The sequence below is a fragment of the Marinactinospora endophytica genome, from assembly GCF_054780875.1.
In genome coordinates this window covers 1-18954 of the sequence record NZ_BAAGVM010000010.1, presented here as the reverse complement: position 1 = coordinate 18954, position 18954 = coordinate 1, and the positions used below count along the sequence as shown (strand labels likewise).

General features: G+C 70.8%; 16 protein-coding genes. 15 read left to right on the top strand and 1 reads right to left on the bottom strand.

The window, feature by feature from the left end; translation table 11 throughout:
* Positions 1-111 precede the first annotated feature (111 nt).
* From argC to lhgO, 14 genes are all read left to right on the top strand, one after another.
* A complete protein-coding gene (gene argC, locus ACYVHU_RS18370) occupies positions 112-1140 on the top strand; it encodes an N-acetyl-gamma-glutamyl-phosphate reductase (RefSeq protein WP_078762859.1) in 1029 nt (342 codons plus the stop codon).
* Positions 1137-2288 carry a bifunctional glutamate N-acetyltransferase/amino-acid acetyltransferase ArgJ gene (gene argJ, locus ACYVHU_RS18365; protein WP_078762858.1) on the top strand — a complete coding sequence of 384 codons (1152 nt, stop codon included), beginning with the start codon at positions 1137-1139 and terminating at the stop codon, positions 2286-2288. The genes argC and argJ overlap by 4 nt, the downstream gene beginning before the upstream one ends.
* Positions 2285-3205, top strand: coding sequence for an acetylglutamate kinase (gene argB, locus ACYVHU_RS18360; RefSeq protein WP_078762857.1), 921 nt, complete (start codon positions 2285-2287; stop codon positions 3203-3205). Before argJ ends, argB begins: the two co-directional genes overlap by 4 nt.
* A complete protein-coding gene (locus tag ACYVHU_RS18355) occupies positions 3202-4404 on the top strand; it encodes an acetylornithine transaminase (protein WP_078762856.1) in 1203 nt (400 codons plus the stop codon). Before argB ends, ACYVHU_RS18355 begins: the two co-directional genes overlap by 4 nt.
* 69 nt (positions 4405-4473) lie before the next feature.
* A complete protein-coding gene (locus ACYVHU_RS18350; RefSeq protein ID WP_078762855.1) occupies positions 4474-5001 on the top strand; it encodes an arginine repressor in 528 nt (175 codons plus the stop codon).
* Positions 5002-5294: 293 nt separating this feature from the next.
* Complete coding sequence (gene argH / locus ACYVHU_RS18345) at positions 5295-6722, top strand: argininosuccinate lyase (protein ID WP_078762854.1); 1428 nt, start codon at positions 5295-5297, stop codon at positions 6720-6722.
* Between the two features lie 364 nt (positions 6723-7086).
* Positions 7087-9606: a sensor histidine kinase gene (locus tag ACYVHU_RS18340; RefSeq protein WP_078762853.1), complete on the top strand. Its 2520-nt coding sequence runs from the start codon at positions 7087-7089 to the stop codon at positions 9604-9606.
* Positions 9606-10040 carry a roadblock/LC7 domain-containing protein gene (locus tag ACYVHU_RS18335; protein WP_078763044.1) on the top strand — a complete coding sequence of 145 codons (435 nt, stop codon included), beginning with the start codon at positions 9606-9608 and terminating at the stop codon, positions 10038-10040. Before ACYVHU_RS18340 ends, ACYVHU_RS18335 begins: the two co-directional genes overlap by 1 nt.
* The gene (locus tag ACYVHU_RS18330) at positions 10037-10480 is read left to right on the top strand and encodes a DUF742 domain-containing protein (protein ID WP_078762852.1); all 444 of its coding nucleotides are present in this window, start codon (positions 10037-10039) and stop codon (positions 10478-10480) included. Before ACYVHU_RS18335 ends, ACYVHU_RS18330 begins: the two co-directional genes overlap by 4 nt.
* A complete protein-coding gene (locus ACYVHU_RS18325; protein WP_078762851.1) occupies positions 10461-11060 on the top strand; it encodes a GTP-binding protein in 600 nt (199 codons plus the stop codon). Before ACYVHU_RS18330 ends, ACYVHU_RS18325 begins: the two co-directional genes overlap by 20 nt.
* Before the next feature lie 109 nt (positions 11061-11169).
* Entirely contained in the window at positions 11170-12084 is a 915-nt protein-coding gene (locus ACYVHU_RS18320) for a sirohydrochlorin chelatase (protein ID WP_078762850.1), read from the top strand.
* Between the two features lie 228 nt (positions 12085-12312).
* Complete coding sequence (locus ACYVHU_RS18315; RefSeq protein ID WP_432939576.1) at positions 12313-14361, top strand: sensor histidine kinase; 2049 nt, start codon at positions 12313-12315, stop codon at positions 14359-14361.
* Complete coding sequence (locus ACYVHU_RS18310) at positions 14358-14711, top strand: DUF742 domain-containing protein (protein WP_144390187.1); 354 nt, start codon at positions 14358-14360, stop codon at positions 14709-14711. Before ACYVHU_RS18315 ends, ACYVHU_RS18310 begins: the two co-directional genes overlap by 4 nt.
* Before the next feature lie 105 nt (positions 14712-14816).
* Positions 14817-16028: an FAD dependent oxidoreductase family protein gene (gene lhgO, locus ACYVHU_RS18305; RefSeq protein ID WP_498949111.1), complete on the top strand. Its 1212-nt coding sequence runs from the start codon at positions 14817-14819 to the stop codon at positions 16026-16028.
* A gap of 49 nt (positions 16029-16077) precedes the next feature.
* Here lhgO and ACYVHU_RS18300 read toward each other — a convergent pair whose 3' ends face one another.
* Positions 16078-16722 carry an HNH endonuclease family protein gene (locus ACYVHU_RS18300; protein WP_078762847.1) on the bottom strand — a complete coding sequence of 215 codons (645 nt, stop codon included), beginning with the start codon at positions 16720-16722 and terminating at the stop codon, positions 16078-16080.
* A 322-nt stretch (positions 16723-17044) separates the two neighbouring features.
* Between ACYVHU_RS18300 and tyrS the strand changes: the two genes are divergently transcribed.
* A complete protein-coding gene (gene tyrS / locus ACYVHU_RS18295; RefSeq protein ID WP_078762846.1) occupies positions 17045-18343 on the top strand; it encodes a tyrosine--tRNA ligase in 1299 nt (432 codons plus the stop codon).
* The last annotated feature ends 611 nt before the right edge of the window (positions 18344-18954 follow it).

The following is an 18954-nucleotide window of genomic DNA, read 5'->3' as shown; positions in this document are numbered from 1 at the left end:
GCGCCCCGCGTGGTCCCGGTCACGCGGGGTTGTCCTCTCCCTCTCTTGCATAACTTTGCAGTCGAGTGCATGATGGTGCAGGAAAGTCGTCGCCGAGACGAGGAGAGCGGGATGGGGTATACGGCCGCTATCGCGGGGGCCAGTGGTTATGTCGGAGGTGAGCTCCTGCGCCTGCTGCTCGGCCACCCCGACATCGCGATCGGGACGTTGACAGCGGGCGGGAACGCGGGGACCCGCCTGGGGGACCACCACCCGCACCTGCGTCCCCTCGCCGACCGGGTGCTCGCCGAGACCGCCATCGCCGAGCTCGCCGGGCACGACATCGTCTTCCTGGCGTTGCCGCACGGACATTCCGCGGCCGTCGCCGCCGAACTCGGTGACAGCACCCTCGTCGTCGACTGCGGCGCCGACCACCGGCTCGCCGACCCCGACGCCTGGACCGCCTACTACGGTTCCGAGCACGCGGGCACCTGGCCCTACGGGCTCCCCGAACTCCCCGGTGCGCGTGAGAGGCTCGCCTCCACCAAGCGCATCGCGGTCCCCGGATGCTTCCCCACCTCCGGCACCCTCGCCATGTTCCCGGCCCTCGCCGAAGGACTGGTCCGCCCCGAGGTCGTGGTGGTCGCCGCCACCGGCACCTCCGGTGCCGGCAAGGCCCTCAAACCCCACCTGACCGCCAGCGAGGTCATGGGGGCGGTGAGCGTCTACGGTGTCGGCGGCACCCACCGGCACACCCCCGAGTTCACCCAGAACCTCTCCGCTGTCGCGGGCGCCCCCGTGACGGTGTCCTTCACGCCGATGCTGGTGCCCATGCCGCGCGGCATCCTGGCCACCTGCTCGGCGCCCCTCACCGAGGGGGCCACGGCGCAGGACGTGCGCGCGGCCTACGAACGCCGCTTCTCCGCCGAACCCTTCGTGCACCTGCTGCCCGAGGGGACATGGCCGACCACCGCGATGACCCTGGGGGCCAACACCGCGCTCGTCCAGGTCACCGTTGACGAACACGCCGGCAGGCTGATCGCCGTCGCCGCCATCGACAACCTCACCAAGGGCACCGCGGGCGGTGCGATCCAAAGCGCCAACATCGCCCTCGGGCTTCCCGAAACCACCGGACTTCCCCTGACAGGAGTCGCACCTTGAGCGTTACCGCCCCCCGTGGTTTCCGGGCGGCCGGCGTCGCCGCGGGTCTCAAACCCAGCGGCAACCGCGACGTCGCCGTCGTCATCAACGACGGACCCTCGCGAGCCGCAGCCGGCGTCTTCACCCGCAACCGGGTCAAGGCCGCGCCGGTCCTGTGGTCCGAGCAGGTCCTCAAAGGCGGCCGGGTGCGCGCCGTGGTCCTCAACGCGGGCAACGCCAACGCCTGCACGGGCGCCCCGGGGTTCCAGGACACCCACGCCACGGCCGAGCGCGCCGCCGCGGCCCTGGACGACTCCGCCGCCGAGATCGCGGTGTGCTCCACCGGTCTGATCGGCGAGCGGCTGCCGATGCCCGAACTCCTCGCCGGTGTCGACGCGGTCATCGCCGAGGCGGCCCGTGACGGTGGCCTGGCCGCGGCCGACGCGATCCGCACGACCGACACCGTCGCCAAGATCGCCTTCAAACGGGGCGAGGGGTACACCATCGGCGGTATGGCCAAGGGGGCGGGCATGCTCGCGCCATCGCTGGCCACCATGCTGTCGGTCATCACCACCGACGCGGACCTCACCGCCGAGCAGTGTGACCGGCTCCTGCGCCGGGCCACCTCGGTCACCTTCGACCGGATCGACTCTGACGGCTGCCTGTCCACCAACGACACCGTCCTGCTGCTGGCCAACGCCGCGTCCGGGGTCGTCCCCGACGAGGCGGAGTTCGCCCGGTTGCTCACCGAGGTCTGCGACGATCTGGCCCGCCAGCTCATCGCCGACGCCGAAGGCGCCTCCAAGTCCATCGCCATCGAGGTCGTGGGCGCGGCGAGCGAGGACGACGCGGTCACGGTCGCCCGCGCGATCGCCCGCAACAACCTGTTCAAGTGCGCGATCTACGGTGAGGACCCCAACTGGGGGCGGGTGCTCGCCGCCGTCGGCACCACCGACGCCGCCTTCGAACCCGACCAGCTCAACGTCGCCATCAACGGCGTCTGGATCTGCCGGGGCGGCGCCGTCGGCGACGACCGGGCCAAGGTCGACCTCAAGCCACGCGACGTCACCGTCACGGTCGACCTGTCCGCCGGAAGCTCGGCGGCCACCGTGTGGACCACGGACCTGACCGTCGAATACGTCCACGAGAACTCGGCCTACACGACATGATCTCCCGCGTCCACCAGCAGGCCCTGGACAAGGCCAACGTCCTCCTCGAGGCGCTTCCCTGGCTCACCCGCTTCCACGGCCACACCGTCGTGGTCAAGTACGGCGGCAACGCCATGACCTCGCCGGAGCTGCGCGCCGGCTTCGCCGAGAACATCGTGTTCCTCCTGCACGCGGGGCTGCGCCCGGTGGTCGTGCACGGGGGCGGACCCCAGATCAACGCGCACCTGAACCGGCTGGGGGTGGAGAGCACCTTCGCCGGCGGACTGCGGGTCACCACGCCCGAGACGATGGACATCGTGCGGATGGTGCTGGTCGGCCAGGTCAACCGCGAGATCGTCGGCCTGATCAACGCCCACGGTCCGTTCGCGGTCGGGATGTCCGGTGAGGACGCGCACCTGTTCACCGCCGAACGCAAGCCCGCCATCGTCGACGGCGAGCCCGTGGACATCGGTCTGGTCGGCGAGGTCGTCGACGTCCAGCCCGGCGCCGTCAACACCCTGCTGGACGACGGGCGCATCCCCGTCATCTCCAGCATCGCGCGCTCCGACGACGGCGTCTACAACGTCAACGCCGACACCGCGGCCGCGGCGCTGGCCGTCGGTCTCGACGCGAGTAAGCTCATCATGCTCACCGACGTCGAAGGGCTTTACGCCGACTACCCGACCAACTCCCGTCTCATCAGCCGGCTCACGGCCGGTGAGCTCGAGGAGCTGCTGCCCCACCTCTCCTCGGGCATGGTGCCCAAGATGGAGGCGTGCCTGCGCGCGGTGCGGGGCGGGGTCCCCCAGGCCCACGTCCTGGACGGGCGGCTGCCCAACGCGATGCTGCTGGAGATGTTCACCAACGACGGGATCGGCACCATGGTCGTCGCCGAGTCGGACGAACCGGTCGCCGCCACCGCAGGAGAGGACGCATGAGCGCCACGACCGCCCTTCAGGCGCGCTTCGAGGCCGCGCTGATGCCCAACTACGGCACCCCGCCCATCGCGCTGGCCCGAGGCGAGGGCAACCACGTCTGGGACGTCGAGGGCAGACGCTACCTCGACCTCATCGCGGGGATCGCGGTCTCCACCCTCGGCCACGGCCACCCGGCCCTGGTCAAGGCCGTCACCGAACAGGTCGCCACACTGGCGCACACCAGCAACCTGTTCCTGCACGAACGCGAGGTCGAACTGGCCGAGCGTCTCCTCGGCCTGCTGGGCGCGCAGGCCCGGGTCTTCTTCGCCAACTCCGGCACCGAGGCGAACGAGGCGGCGCTGAAACTGGTCAAGCGGGCCGCCGGGCCCGGACGCGACCACATCGTCTCCACGGTCGCGAGCTTCCACGGTCGCACCTCCGGCGCTCTCGCGATCACCGGCAAGGCGGCCATCCGCGACCCCTTCGGCCCGTTCGGGATGGACGTGCGCTTCGTCCCCTACGGAGACGGCGACGCGTTGCGCGAGGCGGTCGACGACTCCACCATCGCGGTCTTCGTCGAGCCCACCCAGGGCGAGGCGGGCATCGTCACGCCGCCCGCGGGCTACCTCGCCGACGTGCGCGAGGTCTGTGACGCCACCGGCGCGGCCTTCGTCCTGGACGAGATCCAAAGCGGCGTCGGCCGTACCGGACACTGGTTCGCCCACCAGGCGGCCGGTGTGCTGCCCGATGTGCTCACCCTCGCCAAGGGACTCGCCGGCGGGCTGCCCATCGGGGCCTGTGTCGGGTTCGGCCGCTACGGTGAAGCGTTCGCCAAGGGCGACCACGGCTCCACCTTCGGCGGTAACCCGGTCGCCGCCGCGGCCGCGCTCGCCGTGCTGGACACGATCGAGCGTGCGGACCTGCTCACCAACGCCGCCCGCACCGGTGAACTGCTGGCCGCGGGCGTCGAGGAGGTGGCGGATCCGCTGCTCCTCGGGGTGCGCGGCACGGGGCTGTGGCGCGCGCTGCTGCTCGCCGAACCGGCCGCCGTCGAGGTGCAAAGCGCCGCCGCCCGCCACGGTTTCCTGGTCAACGCGGTCGCGCCCGACATCGTGCGCGTCGCCCCTCCGCTGACCATCACCCCCGGCGAGGTCGAGGGGTTCGTCCGAGCGTTGCCGGCCATCCTCCAGGAGGCCGGTGGGGGAGGACAGGATGGCTGAGCCCGACCGTGTTCCCGTGATCCCGAAGAGGCGTTCGGGCGCCTCCCCCATCCGAGAGGACGGGCGACGATGAACGTCGGCGGTGCCCCCACCCCCATGACGAAGGCCGCGCGGCACGCCCGGATCACCGAGGTGCTGACGAAGAACGACGTCCGTTCCCAAAGCGAACTGGCGAAGCTGCTGGCCGAGTCCGGTGTCCAGGTCACCCAGGCCACCTTGTCGAGGGACCTGGACGAGCTGGGGGCGGTCAAACTGCGCACCGTCGACGGAAGCCTGGTCTACGTCCTGCCCGGGGAAGGCGGTGAGCGCCTCCAGCGGGCGCGCCCCGACAACCTGGATCTGGGACACGTGTCCAACTCGCGTCTGACCCGTCTCGCCGAGGACCTGCTGGTATCGGCGGAGTCCTCGGCCAACATGGTCATCGTCCGCACCCCTCCGGGGGCGGCGCAGTACCTGGCCTCGGCGATCGACCACACCGACATCCCCGCCATCCTGGGCACCATCGCCGGAGACGACACCATCCTGGTGATCTCCCGGGACCCCCAGGGGGGCGAGGAACTGGCGTCCGCGCTGCTGCGGCTGGCCAACCGGCGGTGACGCCGCCCGGGGACGGGCGGCGGGATCCCGGCCGTCAGGACGCGGTCCGGACCTGCGCGAGGAGCCGTCCGGCCGCGGTGTGGACGGCTACGATCAAGGCCCGCCCCGACCGGGCCACCGGTCCTGGGGCGGCGACACCGACCGCCACGGGACGGGACCCGTCCCGGCGCCGGACCTGGGGCTCCCACCCGCGGCCTTCGCCGCCGTGGCACGGCCCCCCGGAGAGAGCGCGGGAGCCCCGCCCCACCGCGACCCCATCCGTCTCTTCCAACGATTCACGTAAGGACCACATCGTGGCTGACGAGCCCGACACCTCCGTCACCCGGCTGTGGGGAGGCCGGTTCGCCGGCGGCCCCTCCGAGGCGCTCGCCCGGCTCTCCCTGAGCACCCACTTCGACTGGCGGCTCGCCCGGCACGACATCGCCGGCTCCCGCGCGCACGCCCGCGTCCTGCGCGCGGCCGGGCTGCTGGACGACGACGAGCTCGCCGGGATGCTGGACGGCCTGGACCGTCTGGAGGCCGACGTGGTCTCCGGGGCCTTCACCCCGGTCCTGGAGGACGAGGACGTGCACACCGCGTTGGAGCGCGGGTTCATCGAACGCGTCGGTCCCGAACTGGGCGGCCGGCTGCGCGCGGGACGTTCCCGCAACGATCAGATCGCCACGCTCGTGCGGATGTACCTGCGCGAACAGGCGCGGCTGATCGCCCAGGAGGTCCTCGCCCTGGTCACGGCGCTGGCCGACCAGGCGCAGGCCAACATCGACGTCGCGATGCCGGGCCGGACCCACCTCCAGCACGCCCAGCCGGTGCTGCTGGCCCACCACCTGATGGCGCACGCCTGGCCGTTGGTGCGCGACGTGGAGCGGTTGCGCGACTGGGACCGCCGGGCCGACGTCTCCGCCTACGGGTCCGGCGCGCTGGCGGGCTCCTCCCTCGGGCTGGACCCCGAGGCCGTGGCCGCCGACCTCGGTTTCTCGGCGTCGGTGGAGAACTCGATCGACGGGACCGCCTCCCGCGACGTCGTCGCCGAGTTCGGGTTCGTCACCGCGATGATCGGTGTGGACCTGTCCAGGCTCGCCGAGGAGATCATCCTGTGGTCGACCAAGGAGTTCTCCTTCGTCACCCTCGACGACGCCTTCGCGACCGGCTCCTCGATCATGCCGCAGAAGAAGAACCCCGACATCGCCGAGCTGGCCCGGGGCAAGTCCGGACGGCTCATCGGAGACCTCGCCGGTCTGCTGACCACGCTCAAGGGCCTGCCCCTCGCCTACAACCGCGACCTCCAGGAGGACAAGGAGCCGGTCTTCGACGCCGTGGACACCCTCCAGCTCCTCCTCCCGGCGTTCACCGGCATGGTGGCGACGCTGCGCTTCCACCGCGAGCGCATGGAGGAGCTGGCGCCGCAGGGCTTCTCCCTGGCCACCGACATCGCCGAGTGGCTGGTGCGCGCGAGGGTCCCGTTCCGCGAGGCGCACGAGATCGCCGGAGCGTGCGTGCGCCTGTGCGAGGAGCGGGGCATCGACCTGCCCGACCTCACCGACGCCGATTTCACGGCGATCTCGCCCCACCTGACGCCGGCGGTGCGGGAGGTGCTGACGGTGCGCGGATCCCTGGAGTCGCGTTCGGGCAAGGGCGGCACGGCGCCCGCGCGGGTGGCCGAACAGCTCACCCGACTCCGCGCCGCGGTCGCCGACCACGCCGGCTACGCAGAGAAGGGGTGAGCGACGCCCGGACGGCGGGTGGGCGTGGGAGAGGTGTCCTCCGCCCACTGCTGTTTCGGTAGCTTTTCCGGTGAGACGAACCGGAATATGGACGAATGCCGGCCTGAGTCGCTTACTTGGTACCGAATCCGACGAAGCGGCGTCAAGGCCTGCCCTGATGCTGTAGCGTCCAGTTCCTGCGGGCACCTTGGGTGCGCTCTCCCTAGCGGAACGTGACCAAGGGGCGGGCCAAGCCGGGCCGGGAGACGGGCGTGCGTGCCAGGTCGCGCTCCGAGGAGGGACCGATCCCCTCCTCGCTCCCGGCAGCGTCCGGCGCCATCCCGGCGCATGGCGATGCCCGCGTGCCCAGCGTGGGAGGAGCTTGATGGGCCAATCGGGCGGTACCGGCCGCAGTATCAGATCGCAGCTCAACAGGATCGTGCTGATCCCCAGCATCACATCCCTGTTGCTGTTCGTGATATTGAGCGGTGCGACCCTGGTCCAGGCGTTCTCACTGCGCACGGCGACCGAGGACGGAAAGATCGGCCTGGATCTGTACCGGGCCGTCGTCCAGCTCCAGCACGAACGCCGCCTCGCCCTGGCCTACCTCGGTGATCCCTCGACGGAATCCCTCCAGGTCCTGCGGGAGCAGGCCGACATCACCGACGACGCGGTGCGCGGCTTCCAGGAGAAGGCCGGGGACCTTGAGGAGAGCGACGAGGCCCTACGCCGTCGCGCGGTGACGTTCGTCAACGCCCTGGAGTCCCGTTCCCAGGTGCGCGAGAGCGTGGTCGCCGGCGAGCTCGACCCCGACGCCGCGATCGACGCCTACGGGGGCATCGTCACCGACGCCTACGCCTTCTACGAGGCCAAGGGGCGTCTCCTGGAGGACGGCCAGTCCGTCGCCCAGATCGGTGACGCGGTCTCCCTGCTGCGGGCGCAGGAACTGTTCTCCCGGGCCGACGCGCTGTTGACGGGGGCGGCCGCCCGTGGCGAGCTCAGCCCGGAGGAGCAGACCCGTTTCGCCGCCAACATCGTCAACCTCCGTTATCGCATGGAGGTCACCGGTCCGGTGCTCGGCGGCTCCTCCTTCACCGCCTACACCCGCATGACCAGTGCCGAGGGCTGGGCCGAGATCAACCGCCTGGCCGACCGGGTGGCGGCATACGAACCCGAGGTCACCGTGGACCCCATCACAGGGCAGCAGTCCACCTCCCGCGACCTCCCCGTCGAGGGCGATGCCTGGCGTGAGGCGGCCGACTCCGTCGACGCCGCCATGGTGGTCCTCGGCGAGACCCAGATCCAGACCGCGATCAACGCCACCGACAGCGCCAGCGCGCAGATGTTCACCACCGCTTTGGGAGCCGGACTGCTCTCCCTGTTCGCGGCCACGCTCGCCTACATGGTCGCGTCGCGTTCGGCCAACCGCCTGACCAGGCGACTGGTCCGGCTGCGCGCCGATACCCTGAGCATCGCCCACGAGGACCTGCCGCGGATCGTGCACCGGCTCGGCGAGGGCGAGTCCGTCGACCTCGACGCCGAGATGAAACAGCTCGACTACGGCACCGACGAGGTCGGCCAGGTGGCCGACGCGTTCAACACGGCGCAGCGCACCGCGGTGGCCGCGGCGGTGAAGCAGGCCGAGATCCGCGAGGGCGCCAACCGGGTCTTCCTCGGCATCGCCCACCGCAACCAGTCCCTCGTGCAGCGCCAGCTCCAGCTCCTCGACCGTGTCGAACGCGAGGAAGAGGACCCGGACCTGCTCGAGCACCTGTTCCAGCTCGACCACCTCGCCACCCGGGGCCGGCGCAACGCCGAGAACCTCATCATCCTCGGCGGCTCCCAACCGGGCCGGCGCTGGCGCAACCCGATCCCTCTCGTCGACATCCTGCGCGGCGCGATCTCCGAGACCGAGGAGTACGCCCGGGTCAAGTTGAAGGTCGTCCCCAACCTCTCGCTCCGCGGTGCCGTCGTCGCCGACGTCATCCACCTGGTCGCCGAACTCGTCGAGAACGCCACCGCGTTCTCCCCGCCCCACACCAAGGTGCACATCCACAGCGAGATCGTCCCCAAGGGGGTCGTCGTGGAGGTCGAGGACCGGGGGCTGGGCATGGGCGAGGACGACTACGCCGAGGCCAATGAGACCCTCTCCGGCGCTCCGGAGTTCGACGTCATGGCGATCAACGAGGACACCCGGCTCGGCCTGTTCGTCGTGGCGCGCCTGGCGGCCAAACACGACATCAACGTCCGGCTGTGCAGCTCCCCCTATGGGGGAACCCGCGCGGTGATCCTCATCCCCGCGGAGCTCATCGCCTCCGGTGAGCACTCCGACTCCCCGCTGCCGGGCGAAGAGCCGCTCGCCCGGCCGGGCGCGGCCGATCTGCTCGCACCGCGCGACGACCGGCCCGAGCCCCGGCCACCGGCGTCGCCCCCGCCCCCGCGACCGGTCATCCGCTCCCGCCCGGCCGTCACTGACACGGCCGGGCGGCGCGAGGACGCGTTGGTCTCCGCTCCCACCGCGTCCCGTCCCACGCTGCCCACACGGCCGACGAACGGGTCCGCGACCGCGGCGCCGTCGAAGTCCGCTGACCGCCCGGAGCTACCCAAACGGCGCAGACAGGCCAATCTGGCGCCCCAGCTGCGGCAGGAGACGGCGCAGGGCGCGGCGGACGGCGTGTGGCCGAGCACGATCCGCTCTCCCGAGGAGGCGCGTCGCGTGATGGACGCCTTCCAAAGCGGCACCCGACGAGGTCGGGCCGAAGACCTCGGTGATCCGCCCTCTGAACCGCTGGAGGGTGCCTGGAAGGTCGGGGAGGGCGACCATCCCGGCTCAGCGACCACCGCGCGTAGCGGTGACGGGGACATCGGCCGACCGGCCGGTGACCACACTGAAGAGAGTGAATGATGGTGGAGATGAGCAACGCTACGGGAGACCTGAACTGGCTGCTCGACGACCTGGTCGACCGCGTGGTCGGCGCGGACCACGCCATCGTGTTGTCCGCTGATGGGCTTCTCATCGGCCGTTCCCGTGACCTGCTGGCCGAAGACGGTGAACACCTTTCGGCGGTGGCGTCGGCCTTCCAGAGCCTGGCACGGGGCACGGGGCGCCACTTCGGAGGAGGCGCCGTTCGGCAGACCGTCGTGGAGATGGAGCACGCCTACCTGTTCGTGACCGCGGCGGGCGAGGGAGCCTGTCTCGCGGTCCTCGCCTCCGAGGACGCGGATGTCGGCCTCGTCGCCTACGAGATGAACATGCGGATCAAGCGGGTCGGTCAGTTCCTCAGTACCGCGCCACGCTTTCCTGAGTCCGCCGGCGTCGTCGGCGGCAGCAGGTCATGATGCACTCAGGGGAGAACCGGCTCGGTGCTCTGCCCTCCCGCCTGCCGCGCGGAGCGGACGAGGGCGCCGAGCCGCAACCCGGTGACTCTCTCCCCGACGCCGCGGCCGGCCCCCTGGTGCGTCCTTACACCATGACGGGTGGCCGGACCCGTCCGGGCTCGATCGAACTGGACCTGATCAGCGTTGTCGTCGCGGCGCGTCAACACGTTGAGCAGGGCACCCTGGAACCCGAGCACGAGGCGATCCTGCAACTGTGCCGGCGACCGCTCTCCGTCGCGGAGATCTCCGCGCACCTGGATATCCCGCTCACCGTGATCAAGGTGCTGTTGGGCGATCTCATCAGCAGGGGCGCCGTTCTCGCGCGCGCCCCGCTACCCACCGCGCAACCCCCTCAAATGAACGTACTTCAGGCGGTACTTGATGGCATCCGTAGGCTCTGAGGAAGAGGCCGGCACCGAGGTGATCCCCCTAGCGGTCAAGATCCTGATCGCTGGCGGATTCGGCGCCGGGAAAACGACGCTGGTGGGCTCGGTCAGCGAGATCACCCCGCTCAGCACCGAGGAGGTGATGACCGAGGCGAGCCTCGGCATCGATGATCTCAACGGGGTCGAGGAGAAGACGACCACGACCGTCGCATTGGATTTCGGCCGCATCACCATCAGCGACGGAGTCGTCCTCTACCTGTTCGGCACTCCCGGCCAGGACCGTTTCTGGTTCATGTGGGAGGAACTGGCCCAAGGCGCCCTGGGGGCGGTCGTCCTCGCCGACACCCGGCGCCTGGAGACCTGCTTCCACGCCGTGGACTTCTTCGAACGCAGGGGCGTTCCCTTCGTCATCGCGGTCAACCGCTTCGACGGGGCCCACGCCTACACCGAGCACGAGGTCCGCGAGGCCATCGGGACCGGGCCGGACGTGCCGATCCTGATGGCGGACGCGCGCAGCCGCGAATCCGCCAAGGACGTGTTGATAACGCTGGTGGAACACGTCATGACGCACCACACCCCGGCGGTCACCGGCTGACCGCCTCCGTTCCCCTCATCCGGCGATGATCCGCTCTTCCCATGCCCCCGCCAGTGACGGGAAAGTGCGAAGGCGCGATCATCACTCCCGACTCGTTAGCATCTTTCGCGTGAATCCTGACACTACGCAGAATCCGGACAGGCTCCCCCCGCGTGATCTTCCCCGGCGACGCTCCGGGCGGCACCGCAACCCGCTGTCGTTCGACAGCGCCATCGGTACGCCCGAGCTCGTCCTCGCCGTGCCCGGCGCGGCCGAGGCCGACCCCCTCGGCCGCCAGATGGCCGATCTCGTCCGCGCCTACCGTCCCGAGGTCGAGATCCGTTTCGGCTACGCCGAGGGGGAGCAGCACCGGCTCGGTGACGTCCTCGCCGGTCTCGAAGCACACGAGGGGCGCGCGGTGCGCGCCGTCATCGTCCCCCTGGTCACCGCGCCGCACGCCCCCACGTTGAAGGCCATCGACGACGCGGTCGCGGCCACCGGCGCCGACGTCCGGGTCAGCGAGGGGCTGGGGCCCCACCCGATGCTCGCCGAGGTGCTCCACCTGCGCCTGGCCGAGGCCGGGTTCGTCCGCGCCGACCGCATGCGCCTCATCAGCGTCGTGGCGGCCGGCACGGGAATGGCCGACGGCGTCGTCGTGGGGTCGGCCGGCGGCTCCGAGGCGCTCGGCGCCGCGGGGGTGACCGCGGTGCTCCTCGCCGCGCGGCTCGGCGTCACCGTGCTGCCCGCGGCGATGGACGACCCCGACCACATCAAGGAGGTGTTCGGCCAGCTACGCGACGCCGGGTGCGTCAGCCCGGTCCTCGCGCCCAGCGTCATCGGAGCCGAGTTCCCCGCCGAGGCCGTGACCGAACTCGCCCAGCAGCACGGCGCCCGCGCCTGTGCCCCGCTCGGCACCAACAGCACGATCGCCAAGATCGTCGCGTTGCGCTACGCCGAGATCCTCAACTCGTTGGGGATCGAAGAACCGCCGACTCTGGAAGAGCTCCCCGCACCGGTGGGCTCCCGGCACCGTCCAGAGAGCTGAGCGCCTTCGCCGCCCCGCCACGGCACCGACGGTTCGGCGACGCCTTCGGTGCCGTGGCGGGGAAGGCAGTCCCCCCTCGTCGCTTACGAACAGTGATGAAGTGATCACGAGGCGGCGTCGAATCCGGTAGCGTCGGTCTCCGCGAAGGGCGCCGCGTGCCGGTCGGCACTGCTCTGCGCAGCAATCTCCACCCCGTCCGCCGCGCGCCCGTTCACGGGGGGAGAACCCATGGACACAACGCGCGGACAGACCGCGAGTACCACCATCCGCCGTCAGCTCACCCGGATCGTCCTGGTTCCCAGCATCAGTTTCCTGGCACTGTGGGCGACCGTCACCACGGTGGGCGCGGTCCAGGCGGGGGCGCTGATGCTGTCGGCGACCGACGGACGCATGGGGGCCGAGGCGTTCGGCTCGATCGTCGGCCAGCTGCGCGAGGAACGCCGGCTCGCCCAGATCCACCTCGGATCCCCCTCCCCGGCGTCGCTCACCGCCCTGGAGGAACAGTGGCGGCGTACCGACGAGGCGTTCACGGCGGAGCGGGACACCATCCTGCTACTCGGCGAGCGAGCCGGGGGCGAGAGCGGGGAGCAGGCCGAAGAGTTCCTCGACACCTGGGAGGAGCTTCCCCGGTTGAGGAGCGAGGTGGCCGAGAACAGGGTCCACCGGGAGGCCGCGCTGGAACGCTACTCCGATCTCGTCGCCGACGCCCATCTGGTCTCCGAGGTGATCGTGATGGGCGTGGGCGACAACGGGAGCCTCACCGAGGGGGTCCTCGCCCTCCAGGTCCTCCGGGCGCGGGACGAGTACTCCCAGGCCGAGGCCCTCCTCGCCGGGGCGATCGCTGCGGGAGGGATGTCCTACGCGGAAACGGCCCACTTCACCCACCTGACGGCCTCCTACCGCGACAGGCTCACCAACGCCCGCCGTGACATGTCCCCCTCGGTCGCCGCGCGCTACGACTCGATGGTCAAGACCGCGCCCTGGGAGGAGGTCCAGCGGCTCAGCAGGGCCGTGGTCACCCGGGACCCGGTGAAGGACACGGCCCTGCCTTTCGGGACGACGGCGACCTGGAACAGCGACATTCCCGTCACCGCCGCGCAGTGGCACACCACGGCCCGGGCCACCGACCCGGTCCTGGGCGAACTCACGGCGGCGCAGGTTCAGATCTCCCTTGAGCAGGCCCGCCGGTCGGCTCTGCGCGGCGTCCTCCTCAACGCCTGTGGCTGCCTGTCCGCGCTCGCCGCCGGGGCGCTGGCGATCAACAGCGCCCTACGTTCCTCCCGCGGTCTCACCGAGCGTCTCCAGCGCCTGCGCGCCGAAACCCTGGAGCTCTCCGACACGCGCCTGCCCGACATCGTCTCCCGGCTTCAAGAGGGACGCCGCGTCGACCTCGCGCTGGAGCCGCCACCGCTATGGCACGGCGCGGACGAGATCGGCCAGGTGGCCGACGCGTTCAACACGGCGCAGCGCACCGCGGTGGCCGCGGCGGTGAAGCAGGCCGAGATCCGCGAGGGCGCCAACCGGGTCTTCCTCGGCATCGCCTACCGCAACCAGACCCTGGTGCAGCGCCAGCTCCGCCTGCTCGACGAGATGGAGCACGCGGAGAGCGACCCCGAGACGCTGCGCCGGCTCTTCCGCCTGGACCATCTCGTCACCCGGGGACGGCGCTACGCCGACAACCTCATCATCCTCGGCGGGGCCCATTCGGCCAGGCGGTGGCGGGAACCGCTCCCCCTCGTCGACGTGCTGCGCGCGGCCATCTCGGAGACGGAGGACTACGAGCGCGTCCGGCTCAGATCCGCGCCGAAGATGAGCGTCCAGGGCTTCGCGGTGGCCGACGTCGTCCACCTGCTGGCCGAGCTCATCGAGAACGCCACGCAGTTCTCCCCCGAGGGCTCGGCCGTCGACGTCAACAGCGGCCTGGTCTCCTCGGGGCTCACGGTCGACGTCGAGGACCGTGGGCTCGGCATGACCCACAGCGCCTATGAGGCGATCAACCGCACGCTCGCGGAAGCCCCGGAGTTCGACGTCATGGCCTTTCCGGACGAGCCCCGGCTCGGCCTGTTCGTCGTCGCCCGGCTCGCCGAGCGGCACGGGGTCAAGGTGCGCCTGTGTCCCTCCCCCTATGGGGGGACCCGCGCGGTCGCGGTCCTTCCCGCGCGCCTGCTGGAAGAGGTGCCGTCCCCGGACACGGCCGGTCAGGAGCTCACCTCTCTCCGCCTGCGACACCTCGCGGAGCGAACCGGGTCGTCGCGTCCAGGCGGGGCGGCCCGGTGATCGTGGGCGACGGAGGCCGCGGCCCGGCGCGGTTGCTCCGTCCGTTCGCGCTCGGACTGGGAGGCGGGGCCGCTACCTCACTGGACCTGCTCTGTCGTGTCGTCGCCGCCCGTTCGCCTGGCGAGACAGGGGCCTGCCAACCCGAGAGGGAGACGGTCCTGCGGCTGTGCCTGCGTCCTCGCAGCGTCGCGGAGGTGTCGGCGGTCCTGGACATACCGCTCACGGCCGCGCGTCTGCTGCTCGCGGACATGATCGGCAGAGGGGAGCTGCGCTCCTGCGCGGACGGGGCGAAGGCCGTCGAGGAGGGGGTGGTGTTGCGCGCGGTCCTGGACGGTCTGCGAGCGCTGTAGAGGGACCGGCTCCGGCGCTGGAGTCCCGCTGTGGCGAGGGGACCCGGTACCCCCGGGGGCGCCCCGCTGCTAGTTGTGGAGTCCGGACCGTCCAACGGAGGTGAAGTGAGCACCGAACGCATTGGCATCATCGGAGCCGGCATCATCGGTCTGGCTCTCGCCCGACGCATCGCCCAGGTGCGGCCCGGGGCCCGGGTCACCGTTATGGAGAAGGAGTCCCGTGTCGCCGCGCACCAGACCGGCCACAACAGCGGGGTCGTCCACGCCGGCCTGTACTACCGGCCGGGCTCGCTCAAGGCGACCTTGTGCCGGCGCGGGGTCGGGATGCTCCGCGACTACTGCGCCGAGCGCGGTCTTCCCTACGAGCAGGTGGGCAAGGTCCTGGTCGCGCGTACCGCCGAGGAGGCCGCGCGCCTGCGCGACATCGAACGCACCGCCACGGCGAACGGAGTCCCGGGGGTGCGCCTGCTGGGTCCGGAGGGACTACGCGAACTCGAGCCCCACGTTCGCGGCGTCGCCGCGCTGCACTCACCGAGCACCGCCATCACCGACTACGGCGCGGTCGCCGAGGCGTTGGCCGCGGATGTCCGGCGGGCCGGGGGCAGGGTGCTGTTGCGGACCCCGGTGATCGGGTTGCGCCAGGACGCCGACGGGGCCGACGTGCTCACCGGAGATCCCCGGGGAGAGCGTCTCCGGCACCGCTTCGACAGGGTCGTGGTCTGCGCGGGCCTGCAGGGCGATCGCCTCGTCCGGCTCGCCGGGGCCGCCGGCGACCCGCGCATCGTCCCCTTCCGCGGCCAGTACCACGAGCTGCTGCCCGAGCGCCGCCACCTCGTCCGCGGGCTCGTCTATCCGGTCCCCGACCCGCGCTACCCCTTTCTCGGGGTCCATCTCACCCGTCACGTCCACGGCGAGGTGCTGGCCGGTCCCAACGCGATCCTCGCCACCGCCCTCGAGGGCTACCGCGCCCGCGACCTGTCCGTCCGGGAGCTCGCCACGACGCTGACCTGGCCCGGTTTCTGGCGACTGGCCGGCCGCCACTGGACCACCGGTGTCCGGGAGATGGCCGTCTCGGTGTCACGCGCCGCCTTCGCCCGGCAGGCGCGCCGGCTCGTGCCCGAGCTCTCCGCCGCCGATCTGCGACCGGCTCCGGCCGGCGTGCGGGCCCAGGCCCTGGGCGCCGACGGGAACCTCCTCGACGACTTCGCGATCGCCGAGCACGGGCGGTTCGTGTTCGTGCGCAACGCGCCCTCCCCCGCGGCGACCTCGTCCCTGGCGATCGCCGAGCACCTCGCCCCTTTGGCCCTCGCCTCCTAAAGACGGCGCCCCGCCCGGCAGGGCCGGGCGGGGCGCGGGTCCTCGCGGGTCAGCAGGCGGAACCGAGCAGGTCCTGCAACGCGGCCTTCTCGGCGGAGTCGACGCTCAGCGACCAGGTGTGCTTGACGTGCACCCAGGTGCGGGCGTAGGTGCAGTGGATCCCCGTCCGGGCGGGCAGCCATTCCGCGGGATCCTTGTCGCCCTTGGCCGAGTTGCTCGTGGCGGTCACCGCCCACAGCTGGCCGGTGGTCAGGTCGTTGGCGAACGCCTGGCGCCGGCTCGTCGTCCAGGTGTCGGCGCCCGAGCGCCAGGCCTCGGCGAGGGGGACGAAGTGGTCGATGCTGATCTGGGAGGGGACCGAGGTCGTCACCCCGTCATAGGGGCTGGTCCAGCTCCCGGCGGTCGGATAGCAGTCGGAACCGACCCGGACGCCCGATCCGTCGCGTTTGAGCACGGTCTCGCGGGTGTTGCAGCTTCCTTCCACCGTGGTCCAGTGCGGGAACAGGTCACGGTCGTAACTGGAGGAGGCCCCTTCGGGCTCGACCACGAGTCCGGCGAGTTGGGAGCGCGCCTCCGACAACGAGGGCGGCGGCGGGGGAGCGGCGGCCGCGGGGGAGGACAGTCCCGCCACGAGGAGGAGGGCGGCGGCTACCGCCGCGGCGAGGCCGGCTGCGCGGCGCGGAATCAGGTGCATGCGTGTCTCCAGAGCAGAGCGGGTGCCGGATCGACACGGCCACCTTGGACCGGCGGGTTCACAAGCACAACATCAGATGGTGAACAAGTCGTTACCAAAAGTGTCCGATTGTGGCCTGGGCGGTGTGCCGCTCTCCCGGCCGGCGCCCGCCACCACAAGACCATCCCGTCGCTCCCGAGACCCCTCGGAGGGAAGGGGAGGAGGATCACCATGTCGGCCGGGGAGGGACCGGATACGGTAGAGGACGTCCGGACCCCGCCAGGCCGTCCGGCCTGCGCAGCGACCGGGCCACGCAACCATCCGACCACGCTGGAAAGACACCGTGACCGACATCATCGACGAACTCGAATGGCGCGGGCTCCTCGCGCAGACCACCGACCTTGACGAACTCCGCAAGGCACTCGCCGATGGCCCGGTCACCCTCTATTGCGGCTTCGACCCGACCGCCGGGAGCCTCCACGTCGGGCACCTCACCCAGATCCTCACCCTGGCCCGCTTCCAGCGGGCCGGACATCGGCCGATCGCGCTCGTCGGCGGGGGCACCGGACTGATCGGCGATCCCAAGCCCAACGCCGAGCGGACGCTCAACTCCCCCGAGACCGTCAAGGGGTGGGTCAAGGTCCTCGGCCGTCAGCTCTCCGCCTTCCTGCGCTTCACCCCCGAAGGCGAGACCCCCGCGCCCGACGACGCCATCCTGGAGGACAACGGCAGGTGGCTCGCCGAGATGAGCTCGATCGAGCTCCTGCGCGACATCGGCAAGCACTTCAGCGTCAACCAGATGCTCGCGCGCGAGACCGTCAAGAGCCGTCTTGACGGAGCGGGAATGAGCTACACCGAGTTCAGTTACGTGCTCCTCCAGTCCTACGACTACGTCGAGCTCTACCGCCGCTACGGCTGTGTCCTGCAGACCGGGGGCAGCGACCAGTGGGGCAACATCACCGCGGGCCTGGACCTGATCCGCCGAATGGACGGAAACGAGCCGCACGGCCCCGCGCACGGGCTCACGACGAACCTCCTCACCAAGAGCGACGGGACGAAGTTCGGCAAGACCGAGAGCGGGACGGTGTGGCTCGACCCCGAGCTGACCAGTCCCTACGCCTTCTACCAGTTCTGGTTCAACACCGACGACCGTGACGTCGTGCGCTACCTCAAGGTGTTCAGCTTCCGCTCCCGCGAGGAGATCGAGGAGCTGGAGCGCCAGACGCTCGAGCGTCCCGCCGCCCGCGCGGCCCAGCGCGCGCTCGCGGAGGAGCTCACCGTGCTGGTGCACGGAAGGGAGGAGTGCGACAAGGTGGTCGAGGCGAGCAAGGCCCTGTTCGGCCAGGGTGACCTGGGCGGGCTGGACTCCGCGACCCTTGGCGCGGCCCTCGCCGAGGTGCCCCGCGCCGAGGTCTCCGGTCCGGTGGACGTCCTGCCCCCGGTGGTCGACCTGCTCGCCGAGACCGGGTTGGTCGCGAGCAAGTCGGCGGCCCGGCGCGTGGTGCAGGAAGGCGGTGCCTACCTCAACAACGCGAAGCTCACCGATGTGGACGCACGGGTCTCCGCGGAGGATCTGTTGCACGGCCGCTACCTCGTGCTGCGCAGGGGGAAGCGCAACGTCGGCGGGGTCGTGGTGAGCTAGCCGCCACGGGGCCGGTGAGGAGCGGGCCTCCTCGCCGGCCCTGCCCGGCCCCGGACCCGCCGCCGAAATTTTTTCGGCGAGGGTGTTTGAGGCGGGAGGGCACGGGCAGGTATGACCTTGAAACAATCAACCTGACGTACCGCGCAGATCCCTCCGACGACCTGCGTGAGCTCGGGAGCGACCGGCCTGTCCCAAGGCCGATACCCCGGTGACCAGGGCTTCTGTCCCGGTCCGGGGCTCGATTTGACGCTCTTGGGCGCGGAGCCTATTGTTACCCGTGCACCGCGGGGAGCCGGAGGAGCCACAAGGCTCTGGAAGGCCGTCGCGGGGCCGATCCGAAGAGCGAACCGGTCACGACGACAGTCGGGGAGCGGTAAGGTCTGATCTCGGTTCTCCGCCGAGAATAATCGGATAGGCTTAACCGGAAATGAATTTCCGAAAAGGCAATTTGGTCCTGATCGGAAAACTCCGGTAAGCTGGAGAAACAACAAAGCGGAAGCACCGCCTCTGCGGAAGAGCGTCGGACGAGGGTTCGGGCTTGTAGGCGAGGATGCGGTTGTTTTTTGAGAACTCAACAGCGCGTGTTCGATTTTCTTTAAGCCAAGTTTGTT

What these genes read in the sequence shown, in the direction of transcription:
- ACYVHU_RS18335 (WP_078763044.1), top strand. Translation starts at nt 9,606, where the DNA reads ATGGTGGAGATGAGCAACGCTACGGGAGACCTGAACTGGCTGCTCGAC.
- ACYVHU_RS18355 (WP_078762856.1), top strand. Translation starts at nt 3,202, where the DNA reads ATGAGCGCCACGACCGCCCTTCAGGCGCGCTTCGAGGCCGCGCTGATG.
- argC (WP_078762859.1), top strand. Translation starts at nt 112, where the DNA reads ATGGGGTATACGGCCGCTATCGCGGGGGCCAGTGGTTATGTCGGAGGT.
- ACYVHU_RS18330 (WP_078762852.1), top strand. Translation starts at nt 10,037, where the DNA reads ATGATGCACTCAGGGGAGAACCGGCTCGGTGCTCTGCCCTCCCGCCTG.
- ACYVHU_RS18315 (WP_432939576.1), top strand. Translation starts at nt 12,313, where the DNA reads ATGGACACAACGCGCGGACAGACCGCGAGTACCACCATCCGCCGTCAG.
- argB (WP_078762857.1), top strand. Translation starts at nt 2,285, where the DNA reads ATGATCTCCCGCGTCCACCAGCAGGCCCTGGACAAGGCCAACGTCCTC.
- ACYVHU_RS18300 (WP_078762847.1), bottom strand. Translation starts at nt 16,722, where the DNA reads ATGCACCTGATTCCGCGCCGCGCAGCCGGCCTCGCCGCGGCGGTAGCC.
- ACYVHU_RS18350 (WP_078762855.1), top strand. Translation starts at nt 4,474, where the DNA reads ATGAACGTCGGCGGTGCCCCCACCCCCATGACGAAGGCCGCGCGGCAC.
- ACYVHU_RS18340 (WP_078762853.1), top strand. Translation starts at nt 7,087, where the DNA reads ATGGGCCAATCGGGCGGTACCGGCCGCAGTATCAGATCGCAGCTCAAC.
- ACYVHU_RS18325 (WP_078762851.1), top strand. Translation starts at nt 10,461, where the DNA reads ATGGCATCCGTAGGCTCTGAGGAAGAGGCCGGCACCGAGGTGATCCCC.